At 71.9% G+C, this 24112-nt stretch carries 24 protein-coding genes; 7 read left to right on the top strand and 17 right to left on the bottom strand.

Annotated features, from left to right (window positions below):
- Nucleotides 1-6: 6 nt before the first annotated feature.
- From AB0898_RS23025 to AB0898_RS22985, 9 genes are all read right to left on the bottom strand, one after another.
- On the bottom strand, nt 7-759 hold the full coding sequence (locus tag AB0898_RS23025) for a DUF4232 domain-containing protein (protein ID WP_366804849.1): 753 nt from the start codon (nt 757-759) through the stop codon (nt 7-9).
- Nucleotides 760-924: 165 nt separating this feature from the next.
- On the bottom strand, nt 925-3702 hold the full coding sequence (locus AB0898_RS23020) for a BTAD domain-containing putative transcriptional regulator (protein WP_366804848.1): 2778 nt from the start codon (nt 3700-3702) through the stop codon (nt 925-927).
- 137 nt (nt 3703-3839) lie between these two features.
- On the bottom strand, nt 3840-4139 hold the full coding sequence (locus tag AB0898_RS23015) for a DUF4229 domain-containing protein (RefSeq protein ID WP_366804847.1): 300 nt from the start codon (nt 4137-4139) through the stop codon (nt 3840-3842).
- A gap of 89 nt (nt 4140-4228) precedes the next feature.
- A complete protein-coding gene (locus AB0898_RS23010; protein WP_366804846.1) occupies nt 4229-4753 on the bottom strand; it encodes a GNAT family N-acetyltransferase in 525 nt (174 codons plus the stop codon).
- Between the two features lie 60 nt (nt 4754-4813).
- Complete coding sequence (mqnE, locus tag AB0898_RS23005; protein ID WP_366804845.1) at nt 4814-5977, bottom strand: aminofutalosine synthase MqnE; 1164 nt, start codon at nt 5975-5977, stop codon at nt 4814-4816.
- 62 nt (nt 5978-6039) lie between these two features.
- A complete protein-coding gene (locus AB0898_RS23000; RefSeq protein WP_366804844.1) occupies nt 6040-6495 on the bottom strand; it encodes an Lrp/AsnC family transcriptional regulator in 456 nt (151 codons plus the stop codon).
- Nucleotides 6496-6591: 96 nt separating this feature from the next.
- Entirely contained in the window at nt 6592-7266 is a 675-nt protein-coding gene (locus AB0898_RS22995) for a UbiX family flavin prenyltransferase (protein ID WP_366804843.1), read from the bottom strand.
- Between the two features lie 264 nt (nt 7267-7530).
- Entirely contained in the window at nt 7531-8430 is a 900-nt protein-coding gene (mqnP, locus tag AB0898_RS22990; RefSeq protein ID WP_366804842.1) for a menaquinone biosynthesis prenyltransferase MqnP, read from the bottom strand.
- Nucleotides 8427-9884 (bottom strand): menaquinone biosynthesis decarboxylase, encoded by a 1458-nt coding sequence (locus AB0898_RS22985; RefSeq protein ID WP_366804841.1) that lies wholly within the window; start codon nt 9882-9884, stop codon nt 8427-8429. The genes mqnP and AB0898_RS22985 overlap by 4 nt, the downstream gene beginning before the upstream one ends.
- 75 nt (nt 9885-9959) lie before the next feature.
- Here AB0898_RS22985 and AB0898_RS22980 point away from each other — a divergent pair, with 75 nt between their 5' ends.
- From AB0898_RS22980 to AB0898_RS22955, 6 genes are all read left to right on the top strand, one after another.
- A complete protein-coding gene (locus AB0898_RS22980) occupies nt 9960-10235 on the top strand; it encodes a PLD nuclease N-terminal domain-containing protein (protein WP_366804840.1) in 276 nt (91 codons plus the stop codon).
- A 245-nt stretch (nt 10236-10480) separates the two neighbouring features.
- Nucleotides 10481-11308, top strand: a complete 828-nt coding sequence (locus tag AB0898_RS22975; protein WP_407078390.1) for a putative RNA methyltransferase — start codon at nt 10481-10483, stop codon at nt 11306-11308.
- A 42-nt stretch (nt 11309-11350) separates the two neighbouring features.
- Complete coding sequence (locus tag AB0898_RS22970; RefSeq protein ID WP_366804838.1) at nt 11351-11800, top strand: nucleoside deaminase; 450 nt, start codon at nt 11351-11353, stop codon at nt 11798-11800.
- A gap of 153 nt (nt 11801-11953) precedes the next feature.
- Complete coding sequence (locus AB0898_RS22965; protein ID WP_366804837.1) at nt 11954-13348, top strand: condensation domain-containing protein; 1395 nt, start codon at nt 11954-11956, stop codon at nt 13346-13348.
- A 74-nt stretch (nt 13349-13422) separates the two neighbouring features.
- Nucleotides 13423-14454, top strand: coding sequence for an NADP-dependent oxidoreductase (locus tag AB0898_RS22960; protein WP_366804836.1), 1032 nt, complete (start codon nt 13423-13425; stop codon nt 14452-14454).
- 21 nt (nt 14455-14475) lie between these two features.
- Nucleotides 14476-14895 carry a MerR family transcriptional regulator gene (locus tag AB0898_RS22955; RefSeq protein ID WP_366804835.1) on the top strand — a complete coding sequence of 140 codons (420 nt, stop codon included), beginning with the start codon at nt 14476-14478 and terminating at the stop codon, nt 14893-14895.
- Here AB0898_RS22955 and AB0898_RS22950 read toward each other — a convergent pair.
- The 8 genes from AB0898_RS22950 to hemL all read right to left on the bottom strand — a co-directional run bounded on the left by AB0898_RS22950 (nt 14831) and on the right by hemL (nt 23060).
- Complete coding sequence (locus tag AB0898_RS22950; protein WP_366804834.1) at nt 14831-15274, bottom strand: hypothetical protein; 444 nt, start codon at nt 15272-15274, stop codon at nt 14831-14833. The two genes, AB0898_RS22955 and AB0898_RS22950, sit on opposite strands and share 65 nt — an antisense overlap.
- A 25-nt stretch (nt 15275-15299) precedes the next feature.
- Nucleotides 15300-16385, bottom strand: a complete 1086-nt coding sequence (ccsB, locus tag AB0898_RS22945) for a c-type cytochrome biogenesis protein CcsB (RefSeq protein ID WP_366804833.1) — start codon at nt 16383-16385, stop codon at nt 15300-15302.
- Nucleotides 16382-18097 carry a cytochrome c biogenesis protein ResB gene (locus AB0898_RS22940; RefSeq protein ID WP_366804832.1) on the bottom strand — a complete coding sequence of 572 codons (1716 nt, stop codon included), beginning with the start codon at nt 18095-18097 and terminating at the stop codon, nt 16382-16384. Before AB0898_RS22940 ends, ccsB begins: the two co-directional genes overlap by 4 nt.
- The gene (locus tag AB0898_RS22935; RefSeq protein ID WP_366804831.1) at nt 18097-18867 is read right to left on the bottom strand and encodes a cytochrome c biogenesis protein CcdA; all 771 of its coding nucleotides are present in this window, start codon (nt 18865-18867) and stop codon (nt 18097-18099) included. Before AB0898_RS22935 ends, AB0898_RS22940 begins: the two co-directional genes overlap by 1 nt.
- Nucleotide 18868: 1 nt before the next feature.
- Nucleotides 18869-19459: a TlpA disulfide reductase family protein gene (locus AB0898_RS22930; protein ID WP_366804830.1), complete on the bottom strand. Its 591-nt coding sequence runs from the start codon at nt 19457-19459 to the stop codon at nt 18869-18871.
- 102 nt (nt 19460-19561) lie between these two features.
- Entirely contained in the window at nt 19562-20887 is a 1326-nt protein-coding gene (locus AB0898_RS22925) for a hypothetical protein (protein ID WP_366804829.1), read from the bottom strand.
- 143 nt (nt 20888-21030) lie between these two features.
- Nucleotides 21031-21684 (bottom strand): histidine phosphatase family protein, encoded by a 654-nt coding sequence (locus AB0898_RS22920; RefSeq protein WP_199587137.1) that lies wholly within the window; start codon nt 21682-21684, stop codon nt 21031-21033.
- Between the two features lie 50 nt (nt 21685-21734).
- The gene (gene hemL / locus AB0898_RS22915; protein ID WP_366804828.1) at nt 21735-23060 is read right to left on the bottom strand and encodes a glutamate-1-semialdehyde 2,1-aminomutase; all 1326 of its coding nucleotides are present in this window, start codon (nt 23058-23060) and stop codon (nt 21735-21737) included.
- Nucleotides 23061-23439: 379 nt separating this feature from the next.
- On the opposite strand from hemL, the gene AB0898_RS22910 reads away from it, so the two are divergent.
- Entirely contained in the window at nt 23440-24105 is a 666-nt protein-coding gene (locus AB0898_RS22910; RefSeq protein WP_366804827.1) for a hypothetical protein, read from the top strand.
- Nucleotides 24106-24112 lie beyond the last annotated feature (7 nt).

Genomic DNA, 24112 nt, shown 5'->3' with positions numbered 1-24112 from the left:
GGGGGATCAGAACTCGTCGGCGCCGTTGCGCAGTTCCGTCGTCCAGTAGCCGGTCGCCCACCGCGCCGGGTCCACGGCGATGCCCTCGGCGCCGGGAGCCTTCACGATCGCCATGCCGGCGCCGCTGGGCAGCGTGACGGAGAAGTCCGTCACCGCCTCGGTGCTCTCCTTGCGGCCGCCGTCGGAGATGCGCACGGCCGCGTAGGCGGAGTAGCCCGGCTCCAGGACGACCGGGGTGAGCGGCTTGCTCTTGGCGACGGAGGGGACCGTGCCCCGGGCGTTGTCCAGGAAACGGATCTCCGGGAAGCCGGTCATACGGCAGGTGCGGCCCGAGGTGTTCTTCGCGGTGAGCGTCAGGTGGGTGTACGGCGGCCCGTCCTGCGTCTCCGCGCTGATCCGCAGCCCCTTGGTGGTGCAGGCCGGCGCGGTGGCCGAGCCGGTGCCGCCCACGACCTGCTTGCCCTGGTCGGCGTCGCCGTTCTGGTCCGCGCCGCCCTGGCCCTCGGCACCGCTCTGGTTCGCCCCGCCCTGGCCCTTGGCCCCGGTCTGGTCCGCGCCGCCCTGGTCCTTGTCCCCGCTCTGCTCGACGGCGGAGGCGGACGCGGAGGGCGAGGAGGCCGCGGAGGCCGCGGACGCCGAGGCCGAGGACGCCCCCGCCGCGCCGGCGGTGTCGTCGCCGCCGCACGCGGTGAGCGTGAGGGCGAGCGCGGCGGTGGTCACGGTGGTGAAGGCGGCGAGACGGCTGCGGTGGGTGCGCATGGAGCTTTCCCCCAGTGAAGAAGGACGGCCCGCCCGGTCAGGGGCGGGGCGCCGGCAGAGCTGCTGACACCGAGGAGTCTGCGCGGTCGGCCTTACGTTCCGTTGGCGTCGCGCTGACGTCCGGCTGACGTGCCCTGACCTGCGATGTCAGCCCCTCCGAGGGGCTCACGCCTCCCGCGCGAGGCGGCGTACGGCACGCTCGTACCGGGCGCGGTACTCCGGCCTCTCCGCCACCCGCAGCAGCCCCTCCAGCGCCCGGGCCGCGCCCTCGTCGTAGCCCCCGCGCTCGGCCTCGTCGGCCGCGCGCTCCAGGAGGTGGACGCCCTCCTCGTGCTCGCCGAGCAGCAGCCGGGCCTCGCCGGCCGTGGTGAGCAGCAGGGCGCGCCGGGCCGTCTCCTCGTGTTCGGGGCCGAGGGCGAGGGCGGTGCGGACGGTGTCCAGGGACTGTTCCGGGCGGCCGGCGGTGAGGAGGGTGCGGGCCAGGTGCTGGAGCGCGAGCATCTCCGTGTGCCAGTCCCCCGCCGCGCGGGCCAGGTCCGCCGCCCGCCGGCAGTCCTCCAGCGCGATGTCGAGGTCGCCGTCCTCGGCCCGGGCCACGGCCAGGTTGATCGTGGCCGTCACCTCGCCCGGCCCGTCGCCCGCCTTGCGTGCCAGCGCGGGCGCGGCCTCCAGCAGGGCGACGGCCTCGGCGGTGCGGCCCTCCTCGGTCAGCACCCAGCCGAGCAGGCTGAGCACCCGCGCCTCGGCGTACGCGTCCTGCTCCGCCCGCGCGGAGTCGAGGGCCGACTCCAGCAGCGGCGCCCAGCCGTCACGCACCCGCAGCACCACCTGGGGCCAGTGGAGCAGGACGAGCCGCCAGGCGCGGTCGTGGAACCCGGCGGAGCGGGCGGCGGCCACCGCGCGGGCCAGGTCGTCGCGTTCGGCGGCGAACCAGGCGAGGGCCTCGGCCCGGTCCGTGAACTCCCTTACCGCGTACGGCTGGTGGAAGTCGTCCGGCAGTCCGAAGCAGGCGCCGCCGCCCGGTTCGGCGGTGTCGGTCGCGGCGAGCGCGGTCGCGAGCAGCTGGTCCAGGGCCCGCACCAGCGCGTCCGGACCGGCCTCGGGCTCGATGTCCCGGGCGTACAGCCGAACCAGGTCGTGCAGCGTCCAGCGGCCCGGCGCGGTCTCGGTGACGAGGTGGGCCGCGCCCAGCCGCTCCAGCGTGGCCTGCGCGTCGGCGGGGCCGGTCTCCAGGAGCGCCCCGCACGCGTACGCGTCGACATGGCCGCCCGGGTGATGGCCGAGCCGGGCCAGCAACCGTACGGCGTCCGGCGGGAGGTGCTGGACGGTCAGCCTGAGGGCGGCCGCGACCCCGGTGTCGTCCACGGCGAGGCGCCCCAACCGCCCCTGCTCGTCGGCCAGTTCGGCGGCCAGCGCGGCCAGCGGCCTGCCGGGGCGTCCGGCGAGACGCGCGGCGACCACGCGCAGGGCCAGCGGGAGGCCCCCGCAGAGTTCCGCGAGCCGGTGGGCCGCCACCGGTTCCGCGAGGACGCGCTCCTCGCCGAGCACGCCGGCCAGCAGGGCCATCCCGTCCTGCGGTCCGAGCACGTCCAGCGGTACGGGCCGGGCCGCGTCGGAGGCGATGAGGCCTTCGAGCCGGTGGCGGCTGGTGACGAGCGTGACGCAGTCGGGTCCGCCGGGCAGCAGGGCCCGTACGGTCGCCGAGTCACGGGCGTTGTCCAGGATGACCAGCAGCCGGCGCCGCTCGGTCAGGGTCCGGAACAGCGCGGCGGCGGCCGACGCCGACTCGGGCACCCGGCGCGCGGGCACCCCGAGCGCGGGCAGGAACTCCCGCAGGACGTCGGTCAGTTCGGGCTCACCGGTGTCGCTGAAGCCGCGCAGATCGGCGTAGAGCCGCCCGTCGGGGAAGACGGCCGCCTTGTGGTGCGCCCACTGGAGGGCCAGCGCCGTCTTGCCCACCCCGGCGGGGCCGGTGATCAGGCACACCGGCGCCTCGCCCGCCGCCGCCCGGCCGAGCGCGGCCAGCTCCTCCGCGCGGCCCTGGAAACCCCGGGGCGCCCGGGGCAGCAGCTCGGCGGGCGGGACGGCCGGGGCGACGGGCGCGGGCAGCCGGACCAGTGGATCGACGGCGACGGCGACGGCGACGGCCGGCGGGGCTTCCGGCGCGGGCGCCGGCGGGGGTACGTGCGCGTCGTCCGCGACCTCGCCGCCCCGCAGGATCAGCGCGTAGGCGTCGGCCAGTTCCCGCCCGGGGTCGATGCCCAGCTCGTCCGCGAGCAGCCGCCTCGTACGGTGGAACCAGTCCAGCGCCTCCGCCTGCCGTCCGGCCCCGTACAGTGCCTTGATCAGGGCGGCGGCCAGCGATTCGCGCATCGGGTGCGCGACCGCCTCCGGGCGCAGTACGGCGGCGGCGCGATGGTGCTCGCCGAGCGCGGCGTACGTGCGCGCCAGCTCCTCCACGGTGGCGAGCCGCGACTCCTCCAGGGTGTGCGCGGCGGCCTGGAGCGGCGGTCCGGTGAAGGCGCCGCCGAGCGCGGGGCCCTGCCACAGGGAGAGGGCCTCGGTGAGCATCATGGCCGCGTCGGCCGGCTCGCGCTGCTGCCGGGCCATCATCAGCAGCTCCTCGAACCGCTGCGCGTCCAGCAGGGATTCGGGCACCCGCAGGAGGTAGGCGTCGGTGAGCGTGACCAGCTCGACCCCGTACGCCGCCGCGTCCGCGCCGGTGAGCAGCGCGCGCAGCCGGGACACATGTCCCTGGATGACGCTCCGGGCCTGCGAGGGGGGCATCTCGTCCCACAGCGACTCGGTCAGCCGGGCCACCGTGACGGGGGTGTTGGCGGAGAGCAGCAGCGCGGCCAGCAGGCTGCGGCGCTTGGCGGGACCGAGCGGCAGGGGCCCGGTGAAGGTGTCGACGGAGACCGTGCCGAGCAGCCGGAACTCCACGGGCGACTTCCCTTCGCAGCGGGTCGCGCCCGGGGCGGGGGCGCGGATCGCGTATCAGGGTATCGGGGCCTGACGTGCGGCGATGCGCCGCCGGCCGGTTCGCGCCACCTGCGGGAGGACGGCGCGCAGGGGTGCGGTCAGCCCGGCTGGCCCTGGGTGCGCACGCCGTCGTCCACCGCGTCCTCCTGGTTGCGGTTGGCGTCCAGGTTGGCCTTCATCCGGTCGACGCGGCCGACGATCTGGACGGAGGCGCGCTCGCGCTCCTTGCGCAGGGCCACCCAGCTGATCGGGGCGGACAGGACCAGGGCGAGGAGCAGCACCCACAGGAAGTTGGAATCACCGAAGCCGCGCGGGACGAGACCCGAGTAGACGGCTCCCCAGGCGACCACGAGGCAGCCGGCGAAGACGCCGAGACGCATCAGCGTGTAGCGGAGCATGTCCATCCACTTTCGTTCGTACGGTGCGAAGTCCCCAAAGGGGCATCGCCCAGTGAAGCACGCCAAGTGGTCGATCTTGGCGGCGGGTCTCAGCGCAGCGGCAGCAGCAGGGTGATGTCGTCGCGGTGGTCGCCGGGGGCGACGCGGATGGCGCCGGGCACCCGGCCGACCTCCTGGTAGCCGCAGGAGGCGTAGAAGCGCTCCAGGCCGAGGCCGCCCCGGCAGCTCAGCCGGATCGCGTCGATGCCGTCGAAGCCGCGGGCCGCGTCGGCGGCGGCCGCGAGGAGGTCGCGGCCGTAGCCCCGGCCCTGGTGCTTGGGGTGGACCATCACCGTGTACAGCCACAGCCAGTGGGTCATCAGCCGGTGGGTGTTGAAGGTGAGGAACGCGGTGGCCGCGACCCGGCCCTCCTCGTCGTGCCCGACCAGCAGCCGGCTGCGGCCCTGGGCGAGCCGGGCCAGCGAGGCGACCAGCTCGGGGCGTATGTCCTCGCGGGTCACGGGCGCCACGAAACCCACGGCGCCGCCCGCGTCGGTGACCTCCGCCCACAGGTCGAGCAGGCCGTCGCGCAGCTCGGGGGTGACGGCGGGGTCCAGAGTGAAGGTAAGAGCCACGGGGCCAAGGTAATCCTTACCTCGGCCCCGGCTCAACCAGCGTCCGTGACGCCGCAGACGTCAGACGCGCATCGCCTGCGGGGTCTCCCGGCGCAGCGGGTCCGGGCCCTCGTACTCGCGGATGATCTCGTAACGCGTGTTCCGCTCCACCGGACGGAAGCCCGCGTCGCGGATCAGGTCCAGCAGATCGTCACGGGTCAGCTTGTTCGGCGTGCCGTAGTTGTCCGCGTCGTGCGTGATCTTGTACTCGACGACCGAGCCGTCCATGTCGTCCGCGCCGTGCTGCAGGGCGAGCTGGGCGGTCTGCACCCCGTGCATCACCCAGAACACCTTCACGTGCGGCACGTTGTCGAACAGCAGCCGGGAGACCGCGAACGTCTTCAGCGCCTCGGCACCCGTCGCCATGGTCGTACGGGCCTGCAGCTTGTTGCGGACCTTGCCGTCCTTCATGTCCACGAAGTCGTGCTGGTAGCGCAGCGGGATGAAGACCTGGAAACCACCGGTCTCGTCCTGGAGTTCGCGCAGCCGCAGCACATGGTCCACGCGATGGCGCGGCTCCTCGATGTGGCCGTACAGCATGGTCGCCGGGGTCTTCAGACCCTTCTCGTGCGCCAGGCGGTGAATACGCGACCAGTCTTCCCAGTGCGTGCGGTGGTCCACGATGTGCTGACGGACCTCCCAGTCGAAGATCTCCGCGCCGCCGCCGGTCAGCGACTCCAGGCCCGCGTCGATGAGTTCGTCCAGGATCTCGCTCGCGCTCAGCCCCGAGATGGTCTCGAAGTGGTGGATCTCCGTCGCCGTGAACGCCTTCAGCGACACGTGCGGCAGGGCCGCCTTCAGCTCCCGCAGCGAACGCGGGTAGTAGCGCCACGGCAGGTTCGGGTGGAGGCCGTTGACGATGTGCAGCTCGGTGAGGTTCTCCGACTCCATCGCCTTGGCCAGCTTCACGGCCTCCTCGATGCGCATCGTGTACGCGTCCTTCTCGCCCGGCTTGCGCTGGAACGAGCAGTAGGCGCAGGACGCCGTGCACACGTTGGTCATGTTGAGGTGCCGGTTGACGTTGAAGTGCACGACGTCGCCGTTCTTACGCGTCCGCACCTCGTGCGCGAGGCCGCCCAGCCACGCCAGGTCGTCCGACTCGTAGAGTGCGATGCCGTCCTCACGGGTCAGCCGCTCACCGGAGCGGACCTTCTCCTCCAGCTCGCGCTTGAGCCCGACGTCCATACCAACACCTTTCGCCGACAACCTGACCAACCGTACTCCCCCGTCGCGCCCGCCCCGGACTGCTACACCTCTTCGGGCAGCTCCCCCACCCGGTTCTCCCACTTGGTGGAGAGCACGATCGTGGTGCGGGTGCGCGAGACGCCCTTGGTGCCGCTGAGTCTGCGGATCGTCTTCTCCAGGCCGTCCACGTCGGAGGAACGGACCTTCAGCATGAAGGAGTCGTCGCCGGCGATGAACCAGCAGTCCTCGATCTCCGGCAGGTCCCGCAGCCTGCGCGCCACGTCCTCGTGGTCGGCCGCGTCCGACAGCGAGATGCCGATCAGCGCCGTCACCCCGAGCCCGAGGGAGGCCGCGTCCACGGTCGCGCGGTAACCGGTGATGACCCCGGCCGCCTCCAGCCGGTTGATCCGGTCCGTGACGCTCGGCCCCGACAGACCGACCAGGCGGCCCAGCTCCGCGTACGAGGCCCGGCCGTTCTCCCTCAGGGCCTGGATGAGCTGCCTGTCCACCGCGTCCATGCGATCGAAGCCTTCCGGTGTGAAATTGCCGAGTGGAGTGAGAAGTACTGCCGTTGGAGAAGTACCGCCGCGTGCTCTGCCGCGTGCTCCGCGCGCCTACGTGCTCTGCGCGCCGCCGCCCAGTTCGCCCTTCCAGCGCCGGTACAGCCCGTGTCCGACGCCGGCCGCGTCCAGCACCCGCCCGGCCACGAAGTCCACCAGGTCCTGGATGTGGGTGGCGCCCGCGTAGAAGGCCGGCGAGGCGGGGACCACGCTCGCGCCCGCGTCGTCCAGCGCGACGAGATGACGCAGGGTCTGGCCGTTCAGCGGGGTCTCCCGTACGGCCACGACCAGCGGGCGGCGCTCCTTGAGCGTGACGCTCGCCGCGCGCTGGAGCAGGTCCTTGGACAGCCCGAGGGAGACACCCGCGACACACGCGGTGGAGGCGGGGACGATCAGCATCCCCTTGACCGGGTACGACCCCGAGGACGGACCCGCGGCCAGGTCACCGGCGCTCCAGTACCGCACACCGCGCACGTCCGTCTCGAACATGCCCGGCTTGCCGTCCGCGCCGCGCCCCAGCCACTCCCGCAGGTCCTCCTGCCAGTGCGCGTCGCGGAACGAGATACCCGTCTCGTCCAGCAGCGTCAGCCGCGAGGCCCGGCTGACCACCAGGTCCACCGCCTCACCGGCCGCCAGCAGCGCCCGCAGCACCGCAGCCGCGTACGGCGTCCCGGAAGCTCCGGAAACCCCCACGATCCAAGGCGCGCGCTGCGATTCTCCTGCGTTCACACCTTGAGAGTACCGGCGTGACGCGGCGTGTTCAGGCCGGGTGGGGGCCTTGCGCCTTCGCACCCGCGCAACAGCGAAGGTCCGGCACCCCGGCAGGTGTTGCGGGGGCGCCGGACCGAACCCCGCGGCGGCGGGGACAACCGGCTGAACCGGGCGTTCTTCGGAGTGAACGGTGGACAACCCCCGCGTGAACGGGGACAGGAGCGAAGCCAACCCCTTTACCGACTTCCTCTCCCGCTTTCGCTGCCCGATCACTCGATCGATTCAGGGCGTAAGCCCACGAACCAGCAGATCCAGCAGCGCGCATACGAACAACGCGATACCGATGGCGCCGTTCACCGTGAAGAAGGCCCTGTTCAGCCGTGAAAGGTCGTGCGGGCGCACGAGGCGGTGCTCATAGACGAAGGCGCCCGCGACGATCACCAGCCCCAGCCAGAAGAACGCGCCCGCGTGGGTGGCCAGGGCGTACCAGACGAAGAGGGCCATCGTGGCCGCGTGGCACACCCGCGCGCCCCAGATCGCCGCCGGGATGCCGAAGCGGGCCGGGACCGACTTCACGCCGATCTCGCGGTCGGTCTCGACGTCCTGGCAGGCGTAGATCAGGTCGAAGCCGCCGATCCAGATGCCGACCGCGAGGCCGAGGATCAGCGCGTCCCAGGACCAGGTGCCGGAGATCGCCAGCCAGCCGCCGACCGGGCCCATCGCCTGGGCGATACCGAGGATGGCCTGCGGGAAGTTCGTGAACCGCTTGCCGTACGGATAGACCACCATCGGGATCACCGCGACCGGCGCGAGCGCCAGACACAGCGGGTTCAGCAGCGCGGCCGAGCCGAGGAAGACCGCGAGCGCGATCAGCGCGCCGGTCCACGCGTGCCGTACCGACATCGCGCCGGTGACCAGCTCGCGCTGCGCGGTGCGCGGGTTACGGGCGTCGATCTCGCGGTCGATGATCCGGTTCACGGCCATCGCGAAGGTGCGCAGGCCGACCATGCAGATGGTGACGAGCAGCAGCCGGGCCCAGTGGATGTTCTTGTCCCACTGGTACATCGCGGTGAGGGAGGCGATGTAGGCGAAGGGCAGCGCGAAGACCGAGTGCTCGATCATCACGAGGCGGAGGAACGCCTTGGTGCGCCCCGGCTGGGGGACGGCGGCGGCAGTGCTCACAGCCCGTACTCCTTCCAGCGGCGGTCGACCAGCGCCGCCGTAGCGGGGTCGGACAGGACCATGTCCGGCCAGCCCCCGTCCCTCGTGTAGCCCTCCTCGGGCAGCTTCTTCGTCGCGTCGATGCCCGCCTTGCCACCCCAGAACTGCTGGTAGGAGGCGTGGTCGAGGTGGTCGACGGGGCCTTCGGCGACCACCAGGTCACGGGCGTAGTCGGTGTTGCCGAGGGCACGCCAGGCGACCTCGTGCAGATCGTGGACGTCGCAGTCGGAGTCGACGACCACGATCAGCTTCGTCAGGGACATCATGTGTGCCCCCCAGATCGCGGACATCACCTTCTGCGCGTGCTTCGGGTACTTCTTGTCGATCGAGACAATCGCGCAGTTGTGGAAGCCGCCCGCCTCGGGGAGGTGGTAGTCCACGATGTCCGGGACGATGATCTTCAGCAGCGGCAGGAAGAACCGTTCGGTGGCGCGGCCGAGGGGGCCGTCCTCCGTCGGGGGCCGGCCGACCACGATCGACTGGAGCAGCGGCCGCTTCCGCATGGTCACGCAGTCGATCGTCAGCGCGGGGAACGGCTCCTGCGGGGTGTAGAACCCGGTGTGGTCGCCGAAGGGCCCCTCGGGCAGCATCTCGCCGGGCTCCAGCCAGCCTTCGAGGACGACCTCGGCATTGGCCGGGACCTGGAGCGGGACGGTCTTGCAGTCCACCATCTCGATGCGCTTGCCCGCGATGAACCCGGCGAACAGGTACTCGTCGATGTCGCCGGGCAGCGGGGCGGTGGAGGCGTAGGTGACGGCGGGCGGGCAGCCGAAGGCGATGGCGACGGGCAGCCGCTCACCGCGCCGGGCGGCGACCTGGTAGTGGTTCCGGCTGTCCTTGTGGATCTGCCAGTGCATGCCGATGGTCCGCCTGTCGTGCCGCTGGAGGCGGTACAGGCCGAGGTTGCGTACGCCGGACTCGGGGTCCTTGGTGTGGGTGAGCCCGAGGTTGAAGAAGGAGCCGCCGTCCTTGGGCCAGGTGAACAGGGCGGGCAGCGCGTCGAGGTCCACGTCGTCGCCGGTGAGGACGACCTCCTGGACGGGGGCGTTGTCGCCCTTGACCTTCTTCGGCGGGACGTGCGCCATCGCGCCGAGCTTGCCGAACGCCTCCCGGACGCCGACGAAGCCGTGCGGCAGCTCGGGCCGCAGCAGTCCGCCGATCTTGTCGGAGATCTCGGCGTACGACTTCAGCCCGAGGGCCTTCAGCAGCCGGCGGTCGGTCCCGAACACGTTCATCGCCAGGGGCATCGCGGAGCCCTTGACGTTCTCGAAGAGCAGCGCCGGTCCGCCGGCCTTCTGCACCCGGTCGACGATCTCACCGACCTCCAGGTACGGGTCCACCTCGGCCTTGATGCGCTTGAGGTCTCCCTCGCGCTCCAGCGCCCGCAGCAGGGAGCGAAGATCGTCATAAGCCATGTGTCCCAGTATCGGCCACCGGATACGCTGGCTCGGTCACCGGGGCCGTACACACCGTGGGGAGAACGCGAGCACATGCTCAGGTATCTGCCGTTCCTGCTGGTCCTGGCCCTGTGGATCTACGCCCTCGTGGACTGTCTGAACACCCCCGAGGACGAGGTCCGCCATCTCCCCAAGCTCGTCTGGGTGGCCGTCGTCCTCCTCTTCGGCGAGATCCTGGTCGGCCCGGTGGCCTGGCTGCTGGTCGGAAAACTCCGTCATCCGCCCACGCCCGCCACCCCCTGGATCGCCCCGGACGACAACCCTGAGTTCCTGAAGTCCCTGGAGAAGGACGACCCCGACCGGGACTGAGCGGGATCGTAGAATCCCGGCGTGGCATTTCTGAGCACCCCGCACCACTGCTTCCTGTGACCGGACGGCACTGAGGGCGAGGCCGGACGGCATCGCCCTCCTCGGCGTGCCCGCAGTGTGCTCCCCCGTTTCCTGGCGTCGGCCTTCTCCCGGCCGGTACGCCCTTTTCCCGGTTCCCCGGCGCACCCGCGGGCGCGGTCCCTTCCCGACGCCACGCCAGGAGCACCGCCATGTCCGCATCACCCCTGCCCGCTTCCCCCTTCCCCGCCCTCGACTCCATCCTCGATCTGCTGCGCTGCCCGGTGTGCCGGGCTCCGTCCCTGCGCCGCGAGGGGAACGCCCTGTCCTGTCCGGCCGGACACGCCTTCGACATCGCCCGGCACGGTTACGCCGGGCTGCTCACCGGCGCCCGGGCCACCAGCGGGGACGACGCGGCGATGGTGCGGGCGCGGGAGCGGTTCCTGTCCGGCGGGCGGTACGCGCCCGTACGGGACGCGGTGGCCGGGCTGGCCCTGGAGGGCCTGGCCGGGACGGGCTCGGTGCTGGACGCCGGGTGCGGTACGGGCTACTACCTGGCCGGTGCGCTCGACCGGCTCCCCGGGGCGCGCGGACTCGGCATCGACAGCTCGGTGCGGGCGCTGCGGGCGGCGGCCCGGGCGCACGAGCGGGCCGCCGCGGCCGCGTGGGACGTGTTCCGGCCCTTCCCGCTGGCCGACGGGGTGGCCGATGTGGTGCTGGACGTGTTCGCGCCGCGCAATCCGGCCGAGTTCCACCGGGTGCTGCGCCCGGGCGGGCGGCTGGTCGTGGCGCGTCCGACCGGGCGTCATCTGGCCGAGCTGCGGGCGCCGGTGGCGGTCGATCCGGCCAAGGAGGAGCGGCTGGGCCGGGCGTTGGAGCCGTACTTCACGGCGATGGTCACCGAGCGGGTGGAGTACGTGCTGTCCCTGCCCCCGGCGGACGCCCGCGACCTGCTGGGCATGACCCCGACCGCCCGGCACCCCGGCCCGACGGAGGCGGCCCTCCCCCGTCAGGTCACCGTCTCCGTGCTGGCCACCGCCTACCGCCCCCGCTGACCGTACGTTTCCCCCTCGCCCCCCGCCGGGCACAGTGCCCGCATGGACACGGAGTTGGCGCGGGCGTGGCTCGTCACTGCCCTGGAGGAGGCCCGTATCGGGCGGGACGAGGGTGGGGTGCCGGTCGGGGCGGCGCTCTACGGCCCCGGTGGGGAGCTGCTGGGGCGGGGGCGGAACCGGCGGGTGCAGGACGGCGATCCGTCGGTGCACGGGGAGACGGATGCGTTCCGGGCGGCGGGGCGGCAGCGGTCGTACCGGGGGACGACGATGGTGACCACGCTCTCGCCGTGCTGGTACTGCTCGGGGCTGGTGCGGCAGTTCGGGATCTCGCGGGTGGTGATCGGGGAGGCGGAGACGTTCTCCGGCGGGCACGGGTGGCTGGCCGCGCACGGGGTGGAGATCGTGCTGCTGGACGATCCGGAGTGCGTCGCGCTGATGCGGGGGTTCATCGAGGAGCGGCCGGAGCTGTGGTTCGAGGACATCGGGGTCTGAGGGCCCGCCCGGTCACGGTCGGTTAATCACTTCCGCGTTCGGCTCGCCATCCGTTCCGCTGAAATGACCGGCGCGGGCATGTCTCCACCGCTCGGGACGGCATTCCCTTGAGCGGGGGCCCGTCCAGTGGGCCCCCTCTGCGATCGGAGACGCGTGCGTATCACTGACATCCAGCGCTGCGAGGTCCGGCCGGGACGGCTCGTCGAGTGGACGCTGAGTCCGGCGACCGTCGCGGCGGCGGCGAGCCTGCCGGAGGACTCCCGGCCCCCGGCCTACATCCAGGAGTCGCACATCAGGACCGCGAGGTCCGTCCGGGAGGACGGGCTGTTCGTGCCGACCTGGCTGGGGGCCTCCTTCGACCTGCCGGGCCCGGTCGACCTCGACGTGCTCCAGGAGGCCCTGCGCGCCTGGACCGTACGGCACGAGACGCTGCGCAGCGGCTTCCGCTGGGCGGGCGAGAGCGGCGACGAGCTGCGCCGGTTCACGCTGGACGAGGACGACGTGACCCTGCACCGGGAGACCGTCGGCGACTTCCCGGACGCCGAGGAGCTGGCCGCGCATCTCCAGGACCGGTTCGACACGGTGGCCGACGCCCTGCGCTGGCCGAACCTGATCTACGCGGCGGTCGTCCGCGACGACTCGGCCACCGTCTTCCTCGCCTTCGACCACAGCAACGTGGACGCCTACTCGCTGCACGGCATCCCGGCCGAGATCGAGGAGCTGTACACGGCGGGGCTCGCGGGGCGCGGCCCGGTGGTGCGCACCCCGGCGGCGAGCTACGTCGACTTCTGCGAGATCGAGCGCGCGGACGCGGACCGGCTCGACGGCGACCACGCGATCGTCTCCCGCTGGCGCGAGTTCATCCAGCGCTGCGACGGCACGCTGCCCTCGTTCCCGGTGGACCTCGGGGTCGAGCCGGGCGGCCCGCTGCCCCGGCAGAAGATGATCTGCGAGCCGCTGGTGGACGCGGAGGCGGCGGCCGCGTTCGAGGCGTACTGCCGTCCCTACGGCGGAAGCCTGGTCGGGCTGCTGGCGGCCACCGCGCTGATCGTGCACGAGCTGGGCGCGCAGCCGGTGTACCGCACGGTCGTGCCCTTCCACACCCGGGTGAAGTCCCGCTGGACCGGCTCGGTGGGCTGGTACGTCGGCGGCGCCCCCATCGAGGTCCCGGTGTCCCACACCCCCGACCTGCCGGCCACCCTGCGCACGGTCCGCGCCGAGCTGCAGTCCAACCGCGCCCTGTCCCGGATGCCCCTGGCCCGGGTGCTGCGCCTGCTCGGCGCCGACTTCCGCCCCACCTCGCCGGACCTGTACTCGATCGTGTCGTACGTCGACACCCGGGGCATCGCGGGCGCCGACCGCTGGACCGACCAGCGGGCCCACGCCCTGCTCCGCGTCTCCTACGGCGACCAGGTCTGCGTCTGGGTCAGCCGCCTCCACGACGGCCTCTGGCTCGCCAGCCGCCACCCCGACACGGACGTGGCGACGAAGAACATGCGCCTGTACACGGAACGCCTGCGCGACCTGATGTCGACCCTCCCGGGGTGAGGGCTTGCCCCTGACGTGCGGGGCAGGGATTAGCGTCCCCGGGCCCTTGCCGCCCGCGCTCCCGGGAGACGCCCATGACCTCCGCCCCGCCCGCCACCGCCCGCGAGGTACGGCTCGCCGCCGTGCCCGAGGGGCTGCCCGCACCCGGTGACCTCACCCTCGCCGAGGTGCCCACGCCCATGTCCAGGCCCGGTCACGTCCTCGTGCGCAACCGGGCCTTCCAGGTCTTCGCCGGACTGCGCACCCTGATCGGCGGGGCCGCGCGGGACACCCCGGTGCCCGGGCTGCGCCCCGGGGACACGCTGTTCGGCCCGGCCGTGGGCGAGGTGCTCGCCGCGCCGGACCCGTTCCGGCCGGGCGACCTGGTGACCCATCCGCTCGGCTGGCGCGAGTACGCCCTCGTACCGGCGGCCGCGTGCACTCCCGTCGACTCCGCGCTGCCCGACCCGGTCGCCGCCCTCTCCTCCGGCTCGGCGGCCTACGGCGCGCTCACCCGGGCCGCCCCGGTACGCGCCGGCGATGTCGTCCTGGTCACCGGTGCGGCGGGCGGGGTCGGCTCGCTGGCCGGGCAGACCGCGCGGCTGCTGGGCGCGGCCCGGGTGATCGGCACCACCCGCTCCCCGGCGAAGGCCGGCCTCCTCTCCGAGCTGGGCTACGACGCGGTCGTCACCGCCGGACCGGGCACGGACCCCGCCGGCTTCGCCGGGGAGCTCGCGAAGGCCGCCCCCGACGGCATCGACGTCCTGCTGGACACCGTGGGCGGGCACCAGCTTTCGGCGGCGGTGGACGCGGCCCGGACCGGCGCCCGGTTCGCGCTGGTCGGCGCGCTGGACGGCCAGCTCGCGGCCGAGGGCGCGGGCGCGACGGCACCGGTGGAGCTGGACGCGTTCCGGCTCGTCGTACGGGGCGTGTCCCTCAGGGGTTACCGGGGTCCGGAGCACCCCGGGGTGGAGGCGGAGTGGACCGGGCGCTTCGCGCGCTGGCTGCGCTCCGGCGAGATCCGCTTCCCGGTCACCCGGATCACGGGACTGGACCGGGCCCCGGAGGCGTTGTCCGGACTGATCGCCGGGCAGTATTCCGGCACGGTCGTGGTGGAGCTGCCGTAGAGCCGACGGGCGGGGTGGGGCATGAGGATCGGGGACGCGGCGGCGGCCGTGGGCGCGACGCCCCGGGCGCTGCGTTTCTACGAGCAGCGGGGCCTGCTCGCGCCGCCGCCCCGTACGGGCGCGGGGCAGCGGGACTACGGCCCCGGCGAGCTGGCCCTGCTCCGGGTGATCCGGCGGCTGCTGGCCCTGGGCCTGACCGTGTCGGACCTGGCTGCCGTCGCCGACCGGCTGCCCCTCCTGGCGGTGGAGACGCGTCCCTGCCCGGCGGCGGAGCCCGGTGCCGGGCGGCCGGGTGTGGTCGGTACGACGGTCGTGGAGCGGCGCATCGCGCTGCTCGACGCGGAGATCGCCCGCCTGACGAGCCTCAGGGACGCGCTCAGTGCGGGCCTGGCCCCGGACGGCGGGCCCCAGGGGGTGTCTCCCCCTGGCCCAGCGCGGTGAGCAGCCGCTCGAACCGTTCGCGCCAGTCCGTCTCCGTCGCGCCCTCGCCCTGGAACTCGTGGGTGAAGCGGAGGGCGCTGGCGTTCTCGCCGTCGCGTTCCAGGTGGAAGCGGATGCGGCCGCCGCTCTCGACGGTGTACTCGGCGACGCGGTCCACGTCCCAGGCGGTGACGCGGCCCGCGCCGAGGCCGCGCAGGGCGACGGTGCCCTCCAGGCGGGGTTCGAGGACGTCCACCGGGACGCACCAGCCGGTCAGGCCCTCGGCGGTGGCCAGGGCGGGCCAGATCTCCCCCATGGGCCTCGGGACCCGCACCAGGAGGTGGAGTATGTGCGTGTTCCCGTGGGTCTGACTGGTGCCCTGTTCGATGGAACCGCTCATGGCACCAGTGTCCCGTACCGGCCGGTCACACGCCCGCGTAGGAGTGCTTGCCGGTCACGAAGATGTTGACGCCGTAGTAGTTGAACAGCCAGCACGCGAAGGCGAGCATCGCCAGGTAGGCGGCCTTGCGGCCCTTCCAGCCGGCGGTGGCGCGGGCGTGCAGGTAGCAGGCGTAGCCGATCCAGGTGATGAAGGACCAGGTCTCCTTGGGGTCCCAGTTCCAGTAGCGGCCCCAGGCGTCGCCCGCCCAGATCGCGCCCGCGATGATCGTGAACGTCCACAGCGGGAAGACGGCCGCGTTGACCCGGTAGGCGAACTTGTCCAGCGAGGCGGAGGCGGGCAGCCGCTCCAGGACCGAGGTGGCGAAGGCGCCGGGCTTGCCGCCGGTCTGGAGCTTGTTCTCGTAGGAGTCCTTGAAGAGGTACAGGATCGTGGCGACCGCGCCGACGTAGAACACCGCGCCGCAGAAGATCGCGGTGGAGACGTGGATGTACAGCCAGTACGAGTGCAGGGCCGGGACGAGCTGGTCGCTGGCCGTGTAGAGCACGGTGACGGCGAGGCCGAGGTCGAGCAGCACCGTGGTGATCAGGAACAGGCCGAGCCAGCGCACGTTCTTCTTCAGCGCGAGCAGCCCGAGGTACACGGCGACGGCGACCGTGGAGAAGGTGATGTTGAACTCGTACATGTTGCCCCAGGGGGCACGCTGCACGGAGGCCGCGCGGGAGACCACGCCGGCCAGCTCCACGAGGAACGCGAGCACGGTCAGGGAGATCGCGATCCGGCCGTACAGGTCGCCCTGGGCGTCGCCGCCGTGGGCGCCGGGGCCGTCCGGCACGTCCCGGGCGCCGGCCGCCGAGCGGACGACGACCTGCGGCCGCTCCAGCACGGCGGTCCCGCCCGCCTTCTTGACGGTGACGGCGGGGCTCTTGGCCTTGTCCGCCGTGCCCTCGGCGGTGAGCGCGGCGGCCGTACGGCCGACCTTGCTGCGGCTGCCGAAGAGCCATTCGGCGATGTACGCGAAGAAGGCCAGGGTGTAGACGGCCATCGACGAGTAGATCAGCGTGTTGCTGACACTCGCGAGGTGTTCGTTGGTGGCGGCGGCGAGAGTCATTTCTCAGCCCCTTCGGCAGGTACGACGTGGGATGCGTCGGAGTCGTCGTTGGTGTCGTCGTCGGCGGGGGCGGAGCTTTCGGGGGCGCCCGGCGCGGTGTCGTACAGGGTTCCGGCGAGGTCGGAGAGTTCCTCGGGGACCTTCGCGGACTCGCTGCGGCCGAGGCCGCCCATCTCCACGACGGTCACTCCGTCGGGGCCCGCGACCGCGCGGACCCAGACGCGGCGGCGCTGGATGAACAGGGACGCGGCGAGGCCGAAGATCGCGGAGAGCGCGCCGGCGAGGGCCCAGCCGCCGCCGGGCTCCTGGACGATCTCGAAGCCCGCCCACTCCTTGATGTTCTTCTCGAAGGTGACGGACCCCGCGCCGTTCGGCAGCTTCATGGTCTGGCCGGGCTTGAGGTTGTCCCGCAGCTGGGCGCCCTTGGCGTCCTTGTAGCCCTTCATGTGCCGCTGGTCGAGCTGGTAGACGCTCTGCGAGAGCCCCGCGTCCACACCGAGGTCGCCGTGGTACGGCTCCAGGTTGAGCACCGGGTTGAGCAGCGCCGGGAACTGGGAGAGGACGTTGGCGCCGCCGCCGTAGGTCGGCAGGAAGAAGGCGCGGATGCCGAGCTGCTCCTTGGTGCCCCGGGCGTCGCGGTAGCCGTCCATGACCTTGATGACGCCCTGCGAGGTGACGTTGCCGTCGAGCGGGAGCAGGGGCACGGCGTCGTGGTAGACGACCTTGCCCTTGCCGTCGCGGACGGTGATCACGGGGGCGTAGCCGTGGCTGACGAGGTAGACCTTGGAGTCGCCGATCTTCAGCGGCTCGTTGACCTTGACGGTGGTGGTGCGCTGCCTGCCGTACGCGCCCTCGCTGTAGGCGATCCTCGCCTGGAAGGTGCGCGGGGTGCCCCGGTTGGGGCCGGACATCTCGTAGGTGCCGGTGAAGTCCTTCAGGTCGAAGCTGAAGGGCACCAGGTCGTCGCCCTGGAACATGCTGCCGGACTTGAAGTCGTCGTACATCGGCAGCGCGTTGGAGAAGCCGTCGCCCTCGACCATCAGCTTGGTGCCGTCGGACTTGAACATCTGGCCCGAGGCGAAGGCGACGAGCAGCACGATGAGGGCGACGTGGAAGACCAGGTTGCCCAGCTCGCGTACGTACCCCTTCTCGGCGGCGACCGCGTCGCCCACCAGGTGGGCGCGGAAGCGGCGCTTCTTGAGCAGCGCGAGCGCCTGCTCGCGGACCTGCTCGGGGCCGGCGGTGGTGCGCCAGGTGGTGTACGCCGGGAGCCGGTCCAGGCGCTTGGGGGCGCCCGGCGGGCGGCCGCGGAGCTGGCCGACGAACTGCCAGGTGCGCGGGACGATGCAGCCGATCAAGGAGACGAACAGCAGGATGTAGATCGCGGAGAACCACACCGAGCTGTAGACGTGGAAGAGCCCGAGCTTGTCGTAGACGGGCGCGAGGGTGGTGTGCGCCTTGCGGAAGTCGTCGACCTTGTTGGCGTCGGCGCCGGTCTGGGGGATCAGCGAGCCGGGGATCGCGCCGAGCGAGAGCAGCAGCAGGAGCAGCAGCGCGACCCGCATGGAGGTCAGCTGCCGCCAGAACCAGCGGGCCCAGCCGATCACGCCCAGGGAGGGCGGGGTCGACAGGTCCTCCTGGGGTGCGGTGGACAGCTGGGAGCCGGCCGCGCCCAGGCCCTCCGGGGAGGTGTCGGTAGTGGTCTTGCTCATCAGATCCCCACAGAGAAGCCGTCGGACCAGGTCTGCATCTCTTGCACCAGGTGGTCCCAGGCCCCGGTCAGCAGCAGCACGCCGGTCACGATCATCATCGTGCCGCCGATGCGCATCACCCAGACATAGTGGCGTTTGACCCAGCCGAACGCGCCGAGCGCCTTGCGGAAGGCGACGGCGGTGAGCACGAAGGGCACGCCGAGCCCCAGGCAGTACGCGACGGTCAGTATCGCGCCCCGGCCCGCGCTCGCCTGCTGGGAGGAGAGGGCGACGACGGAGGCGAGGGTCGGGCCGATGCAGGGCGTCCAGCCGATCCCGAAGAGGGCGCCGAGCAGGGGCGCGCCGAGGAGTCCGGTGGCCGGGCGCCGGTGGAAGCGGAACTCGCGCTGGGTCAGCCAGGGCATCAGGCCCATGAAGAAGACGCCGAGCACGATCATGAGCACGCCGAGGACCCGGGTCAGGACGTCCTTGTAGCTCTGGAGCGTCTGGCCGAAGAACCCGAAGAGGGCGCCGCCGGAGACGAACACGACGGTGAAGCCGAGGACGAACAGGGCGGCGCCGGTCGCCATCCGGCCGCGCCGGGCGTCGGCCAGGTCGGTGCCGGTGACGCCGGTCACGTAGGAGAGGTAGCCCGGCACCAGCGGCAGGACGCAGGGCGAGAAGAAGGAGACGAGCCCGCCGAGCACGGCGACGGGCAGGGCGAGCAGCAGGGCGCCGTTGAGGACGGTCTGGTTCTGCCCGCCGGCGGCGAGCGTGAGGAGCGGACTCACGTCACTTCTCCGCCGCGACCGGCTTGAGCATCTCCCGCAGCGCGAGGTCGTCCAGCTGCTCCAGGGCGCGCGCGGCAATCTTCCCGTGCCGGTCGATGATCAGCGTGGAGGGGATCAGCTGCGGGTTGAGGGTGCCCTTCTTGAAGCGGAGCATGAGCTTGCCCGTGGGGTCGTACAGGCTGGGGTACGTGATCCCGTTGGCCTTCTCGAAGTTGCGGGGCTGGGTGGTGTTGGAGTCGCGGGTGTTGATCCCGACGAACTGCACACCCTTGTCCGCGTACTCCTTGGAGACCTTCGAGAAGTACTTCGCCTCCGCGCGGCAGGGGCCGCACCAGGAGCCCCAGACGTTGATGACGACGACCTTGCCGCGGTAATCGGCGACGTCGAGGCTCTTGCCGTCGATGGTCTTCCCGGACAGGTCCGGGGCCTTGACACGGTGGGCCGGGGCGACGGTGTCGACACCGTTGTTCCCGGTGACGAAGTTGGTGTCGCCGCCCCCGCCGGAGATGCCGCCGCTGCCGCACGCGGACAGGACCAGGGCCGCGAGGGCGGTCACGGCACCGAGCAGAGCGGCGCGGCTACGGGTACTCATGTGAAAAGTTTCGCATGGCCGGTCCGGGGCCTTCGGCCGCCCCCCTGCTGACGGAAAACCCCATTTCAGCCGGTATTTACACCGGGCAAAACGGACGGGCCGTCACGCGGCGCCCTTGCCGCCCGCACCCTTGGCACCCTTGGCGCCCGTGCCCTTGCCGCCCGCCTCCCCGGCGAGGAACCCCTTCCAGCCCCCGGCGGGCTTCTGGCCCACGTCCAGCGTGCGCAGCCCGGCGAGGACCTCGGGCTTCTGCACGTCCAGCCAGTCCGCGAACTGCCGGAAGGAGACCAGGCGCACGTCGGCGCCCTTCTCCTTCTCGCGCGCGATGTGCTTGAACGCCTCCTCGACGGCGTCCATGTAGAGGCCGCCGTTCCACTGCTCGAAGTGGTTGCCGATGAAGAAGGGGGCGCGGTTCGTCTCGTAGGCCCGCTGGAAGCCGGATATGTACGCCTGGGCGGCCTGCTTGCGCCAGCCCGGGTAGTTGTAGGCGGGGGCGTTGGTGGAGTTCACGGACTGGTTGGCGAGCATGTTGTAGTCCATGGACAGGACCTCGAAAGAGTGTCCGGGGAAAGGTATCTGCTGAAGGGGCAGGTCCCAGATGCCCAGCCGCTTGGACGGCCAGACCTGGCGGCCGCCGGGCGAGGAGGCGTCGTAGCGCCAGCCCAGCTCGCGGGCGGTGGGCAGCAGGTTGTCCTGGCCGAGCAGACAGGGCGTACGGCCGCCGGTCAGCTCCTTGTCGTAGTCGAAGGGGAGCGAGGGCAGGTCGGTCCAGCCGGTGTTGGTGCGCCACTCCTTGACGAAGGACTTGGCCTGCTCGATCTCGCTCTTCCACTGCCGGGGCGTCCAGTTGCCGACCGTGCCGTAGCCGCCGCAGAAGTGCCCGTTGAAGTGGGTGCCGATCTCGTGGCCCTCCAGCCAGGCCCGGCGGACATTGGTGAGCGTGGCCTTGACGTGCGCGTCGGTGAGGTAGCCGATGTCGGAGGCGCCGCGCGGGTTGTTCGGCGGGTTGTAGAGCCGCTTCTTCGACTCGGGGAGCAGATAGAGCCCCGAGAGGAAGAAGGTCATGCTCGCGCCGTGCTCCTTGGCGAGGTCCAGGAAGCGCGGGAAGAGACCGTTGCCGACCTCTCCGGCGCCGTCCCAGGAGAAGACCACGAACTGCGGCGGGGTCTGGCCCGGCTCCAGCGGCTCGGGGCGGGCGGGCTGGTGGGGCTGCGCGCCGGTGAAGGAGGTGGAGCCGTCGCCGATGGGGCGGGCCTTGGGGTGCGCGGGGTGCGCCTTGCCGTCGGCCGCGTGCTTCCCGGAACCGGGCTTGTGCCCGCCGGCGTCCGGGGAGTGGGCGGACTTCTCGGTCCCGCAGCCCGCGAGTCCGGCGGCCACCGCCGCGCCCGCGCCGAGCCCGAGTATTCCCCTCCGGGAGATGGTGTGCATGGGTTCCCCGATCCGTCACGCCCGCTGGTGTCACTGGGTCAGAGGGCGTGACGAAGGGGGTGGTTCCGCGATCCGCCGCCTATTTCGCAGCGGACACGACAAAGCCGTACGAACCACGCCTTATGGGTGGATTCACACCTGCCTCAGGCCCCGAACGCCTTGCCCTGTCCGGCGCCCTTGGCGGGCTTGGCACCCGCGTGGAGGTGGGCCGGGACCAGGTCGATGGCGGGCTCGCTGTAGCCGACGGAGACGATCTTGTCACCCCGGAAGGTGAAGCTCGTCAGCGAGGCGAGGGTGCACTGCCGCTTGCGCGGGTCGTGCCACAGGCGGCGCCGCTCGACGTAGGAGCGCACGATCCAGATCGGCAGCTGATGGCTCACCAGCACCGCCTCATGGCCCCGGGCCCGGTCCTTGGCCGCGTTCAGCGCGCCCATCATGCGGACGACCTGGTCGACGTACGGCTCGCCCCAGGACGGCTTGAACGGGTTGACCAGGTGCTTCCAGTTCTCCGGCTTGCGCAGCGCGCCGTCGCCGACACCGAAGGTCTTGCCCTGGAAGACGTTCTCCGCCTCGATCAGCCGCTCGTCGGTGGCGAGGTCGAGCCCGTGCGCCTTGGCGATCGGGGTGGCGGTCTCCTGCGCGCGCTCCAGCGGGGAGGCGACGACGTACGTGATGTCGCGCGGGGCCAGGTGCTCGGCGACCCGCTCGGCCATCCGGCGGCCCAGCTCGGAGAGGTGGTAGTCGGGCAGCCGGCCGTAGAGGACACCGGCGGGGTTGTCGACCTCGCCGTGCCGCATGACGTGGACGACCGTGATGTCCTGCTCGTTCGTCCCGTCGGTGTGGGTGCTCACGCGGTCGCCTCCGCGGCGGCTCGGGCCGCCGCCGGAAGGGCGTCGGCGATCTTCTGGATGGCCCGCTCGTCGTGGGCCGTGGACACGAACCAGGACTCGAAGGACGACGGCGGGAGGTACACGCCGTTCGCCAGCAGCGAGTGGAAGAACGCGTTGAAGCGGAACGACTCCTGCCGCCGGGCGTCCTCGTAGGTGCGCACCTGACGGTCGGTGAAGAACACCGAGAACATGTTGGAGGCGTTCTGCAGCCGGTGGGCCACGCCCTCCTTGCCCAGCGCCTCGGTGACCAGCGACTGGATCTGCGCGGACACCGCGTCGACCGTGTCGTACGCCGCGTCGTCGAGCAGCCTCAGCTGGGCGAGGCCCGCGGCGGTGGCGACCGGGTTTCCCGAGAGGGTGCCCGCCTGGTAGACCGGGCCGGCCGGGGCGAGGTGGGCCATCACGTCGGCGCGGCCGCCGAACGCGGCGGCGGGGAAGCCGCCGCCCATCACCTTGCCGAAGGTCATGAGGTCGGGGACGACACCGTCGACGCCGAACCAGCCCGCGCGGGAGGTGCGGAAGCCGGTCATCACCTCGTCGGAGATGAACAGCGCGCCGTTCTTGGCGCAGGCGTCCTTCAGGCCCTGGTTGAACCCGGGGTCCGGCGGGACGACACCCATGTTGCCCGGCGAGGCCTCGGTGATCACACAGGCGATCTCGCCCGGGTACCGGTGGAAGGCCTCCTGCACGGCCTCCAGGTCGTTGTACGGCAGCACGATCGTGTCCCCGGCCTGCGCGCCGGTGACGCCCGGGGTGTCGGGCAGCGCGAAGGTGGCGACACCGGAGCCGGCGGCGGCGAGGAGGGCGTCGACGTGACCGTGGTAGCAGCCGGCGAACTTGATCACCTTGGCCCGGCCGGTGAACCCGCGCGCCAGCCGGATCGCGCTCATGGTCGCCTCGGTGCCGCTGCTGACCAGGCGGACCTGCTCGACGGGCTCGACGCGGGCCACGATCTCCTCGGCGAGCGCGACCTCGCCCTCGCCGGGCGTACCGAAGGACGTACCCCGGGCCACCGCCTCCTGCACGGCGGCGATGACCTCCGGGTGCGAGTGCCCGAGGATCATCGGACCCCAGGAGCACACCAGGTCCACGTACTCGCGCCCGTCGGCGTCCGTGATGTACGGCCCGCTGCCCGAGACCATGAACCGGGGCGTCCCGCCGACGGCACGGAAGGCACGCACCGGCGAGTTCACCCCGCCCGGGGTGACGGCGGAGGCGCGGTCGAAGAGCGCCTGGGATGCGGGCGCGTCGTAGGGATAGGGCGTTTCGCTCTGGGCACTCATGGCGTGCGACTACTCCGGCTTCTCGGACTCCGGTTGCGGGGGGACTCCCTCAGGGTAGGCGGTGGGGCCGAGAGGAGAGAGGGAGCGGGGGCGGGACGGGCGCGTGCGGATGTTCCGGGCCTCTCGAATCTTTCGAATCTTTCGACCGGTGCCTCCCGGGCCTTCCTTCCGGAACCCCTGGCCGATCTTTCACGATCTGCGAGACTGACACCTGATACACACACCTCATGCGGCACGTAGTGATCGGGGACCGGGGATTTTCCTGCGGACTGAAGATTCACCGCACGTTTCGGCGGGCGGCCGTGGGGGAGGTCACTGACACGATGATCGGGTTGCGCGGCGGGGGCCACGCGTCCTAGAAAAGCACTCGGGTGGAGATATGCATCGCGGTGGCGGACTGGGCGAGGGGACTGATGACCTGGGTCCTCGGCGAGCCCGGCGGGGAAGGCACCGGCGCGAAGCGGAGGAAGCGACCGAAAGACGTCAGGCTGACGCACGTCAGACACAGGGTGTACCGAGTGAGCCCGAGCGGCACGACCGGCAGATCGACCGCCGGCCCGACGACCGGGCCGAGAGCCTCCGGTTGGGGAGCAGGAATGGTGGTCGGGTGGGGGTGACGTACAAGTACTTCGGTGCGCCGGACGGTGCGACCGCGGCCCGCGTCCCCATCTCGATGCGTCCCGAGGAACTCGGCGGCGACGAGCTGGGCATGAACGGCATGTTCACCAAGATCAAGCCGGAGACGATGGCGGCGATGGTGCTGACGGGCATCGAGGGTGTCCCCCTGCACAAGGTGCCGCCCCTCGAACTCGTCGTCCTCCACCCGGACTACGCGGTGGTCAAACTCCCCATGACCGTGGTGGACCCCCTCCGCGACATAGGCGAGGAGGCGGTGGGCGCGGCGGCCTTCATCTGGTCGACGGTCCCGGACCGGGGCGGGCCTCGGGACGCGTTCAATGTGTACCAACTGCTGCATGAATGGCAGGACTTCAGCCATCGGTTGCACGAGGCGGGGCATCAGCCGTATTGCCTGGTGTGGCCCTGAGTCCGGG

Origin of the sequence: Streptomyces sp. NPDC005435, assembly GCF_040703155.1 — a bacterium.
Lineage (GTDB): Bacteria > Actinomycetota > Actinomycetes > Streptomycetales > Streptomycetaceae > Streptomyces.
This window is presented reverse-complemented; position numbering and strand designations above follow the sequence as displayed.

What these genes read in the sequence shown, in the direction of transcription:
- AB0898_RS23025 (WP_366804849.1), bottom strand. Translation starts at nt 759, where the DNA reads ATGCGCACCCACCGCAGCCGTCTCGCCGCCTTCACCACCGTGACCACC.
- AB0898_RS23015 (WP_366804847.1), bottom strand. Translation starts at nt 4,139, where the DNA reads ATGCTCCGCTACACGCTGATGCGTCTCGGCGTCTTCGCCGGCTGCCTC.
- mqnE (WP_366804845.1), bottom strand. Translation starts at nt 5,977, where the DNA reads ATGGACGTCGGGCTCAAGCGCGAGCTGGAGGAGAAGGTCCGCTCCGGT.
- AB0898_RS23000 (WP_366804844.1), bottom strand. Translation starts at nt 6,495, where the DNA reads ATGGACGCGGTGGACAGGCAGCTCATCCAGGCCCTGAGGGAGAACGGC.
- AB0898_RS22985 (WP_366804841.1), bottom strand. Translation starts at nt 9,884, where the DNA reads ATGGCTTATGACGATCTTCGCTCCCTGCTGCGGGCGCTGGAGCGCGAG.
- AB0898_RS22980 (WP_366804840.1), top strand. Translation starts at nt 9,960, where the DNA reads ATGCTCAGGTATCTGCCGTTCCTGCTGGTCCTGGCCCTGTGGATCTAC.
- AB0898_RS22970 (WP_366804838.1), top strand. Translation starts at nt 11,351, where the DNA reads ATGGACACGGAGTTGGCGCGGGCGTGGCTCGTCACTGCCCTGGAGGAG.
- AB0898_RS22960 (WP_366804836.1), top strand. Translation starts at nt 13,423, where the DNA reads ATGACCTCCGCCCCGCCCGCCACCGCCCGCGAGGTACGGCTCGCCGCC.
- AB0898_RS22955 (WP_366804835.1), top strand. Translation starts at nt 14,476, where the DNA reads ATGAGGATCGGGGACGCGGCGGCGGCCGTGGGCGCGACGCCCCGGGCG.
- AB0898_RS22950 (WP_366804834.1), bottom strand. Translation starts at nt 15,274, where the DNA reads ATGAGCGGTTCCATCGAACAGGGCACCAGTCAGACCCACGGGAACACG.
- ccsB (WP_366804833.1), bottom strand. Translation starts at nt 16,385, where the DNA reads ATGACTCTCGCCGCCGCCACCAACGAACACCTCGCGAGTGTCAGCAAC.
- AB0898_RS22940 (WP_366804832.1), bottom strand. Translation starts at nt 18,097, where the DNA reads ATGAGCAAGACCACTACCGACACCTCCCCGGAGGGCCTGGGCGCGGCC.
- AB0898_RS22930 (WP_366804830.1), bottom strand. Translation starts at nt 19,459, where the DNA reads ATGAGTACCCGTAGCCGCGCCGCTCTGCTCGGTGCCGTGACCGCCCTC.
- AB0898_RS22925 (WP_366804829.1), bottom strand. Translation starts at nt 20,887, where the DNA reads ATGCACACCATCTCCCGGAGGGGAATACTCGGGCTCGGCGCGGGCGCG.
- AB0898_RS22920 (WP_199587137.1), bottom strand. Translation starts at nt 21,684, where the DNA reads ATGCGGCACGGCGAGGTCGACAACCCCGCCGGTGTCCTCTACGGCCGG.
- hemL (WP_366804828.1), bottom strand. Translation starts at nt 23,060, where the DNA reads ATGAGTGCCCAGAGCGAAACGCCCTATCCCTACGACGCGCCCGCATCC.
- AB0898_RS22910 (WP_366804827.1), top strand. Translation starts at nt 23,440, where the DNA reads ATGCATCGCGGTGGCGGACTGGGCGAGGGGACTGATGACCTGGGTCCT.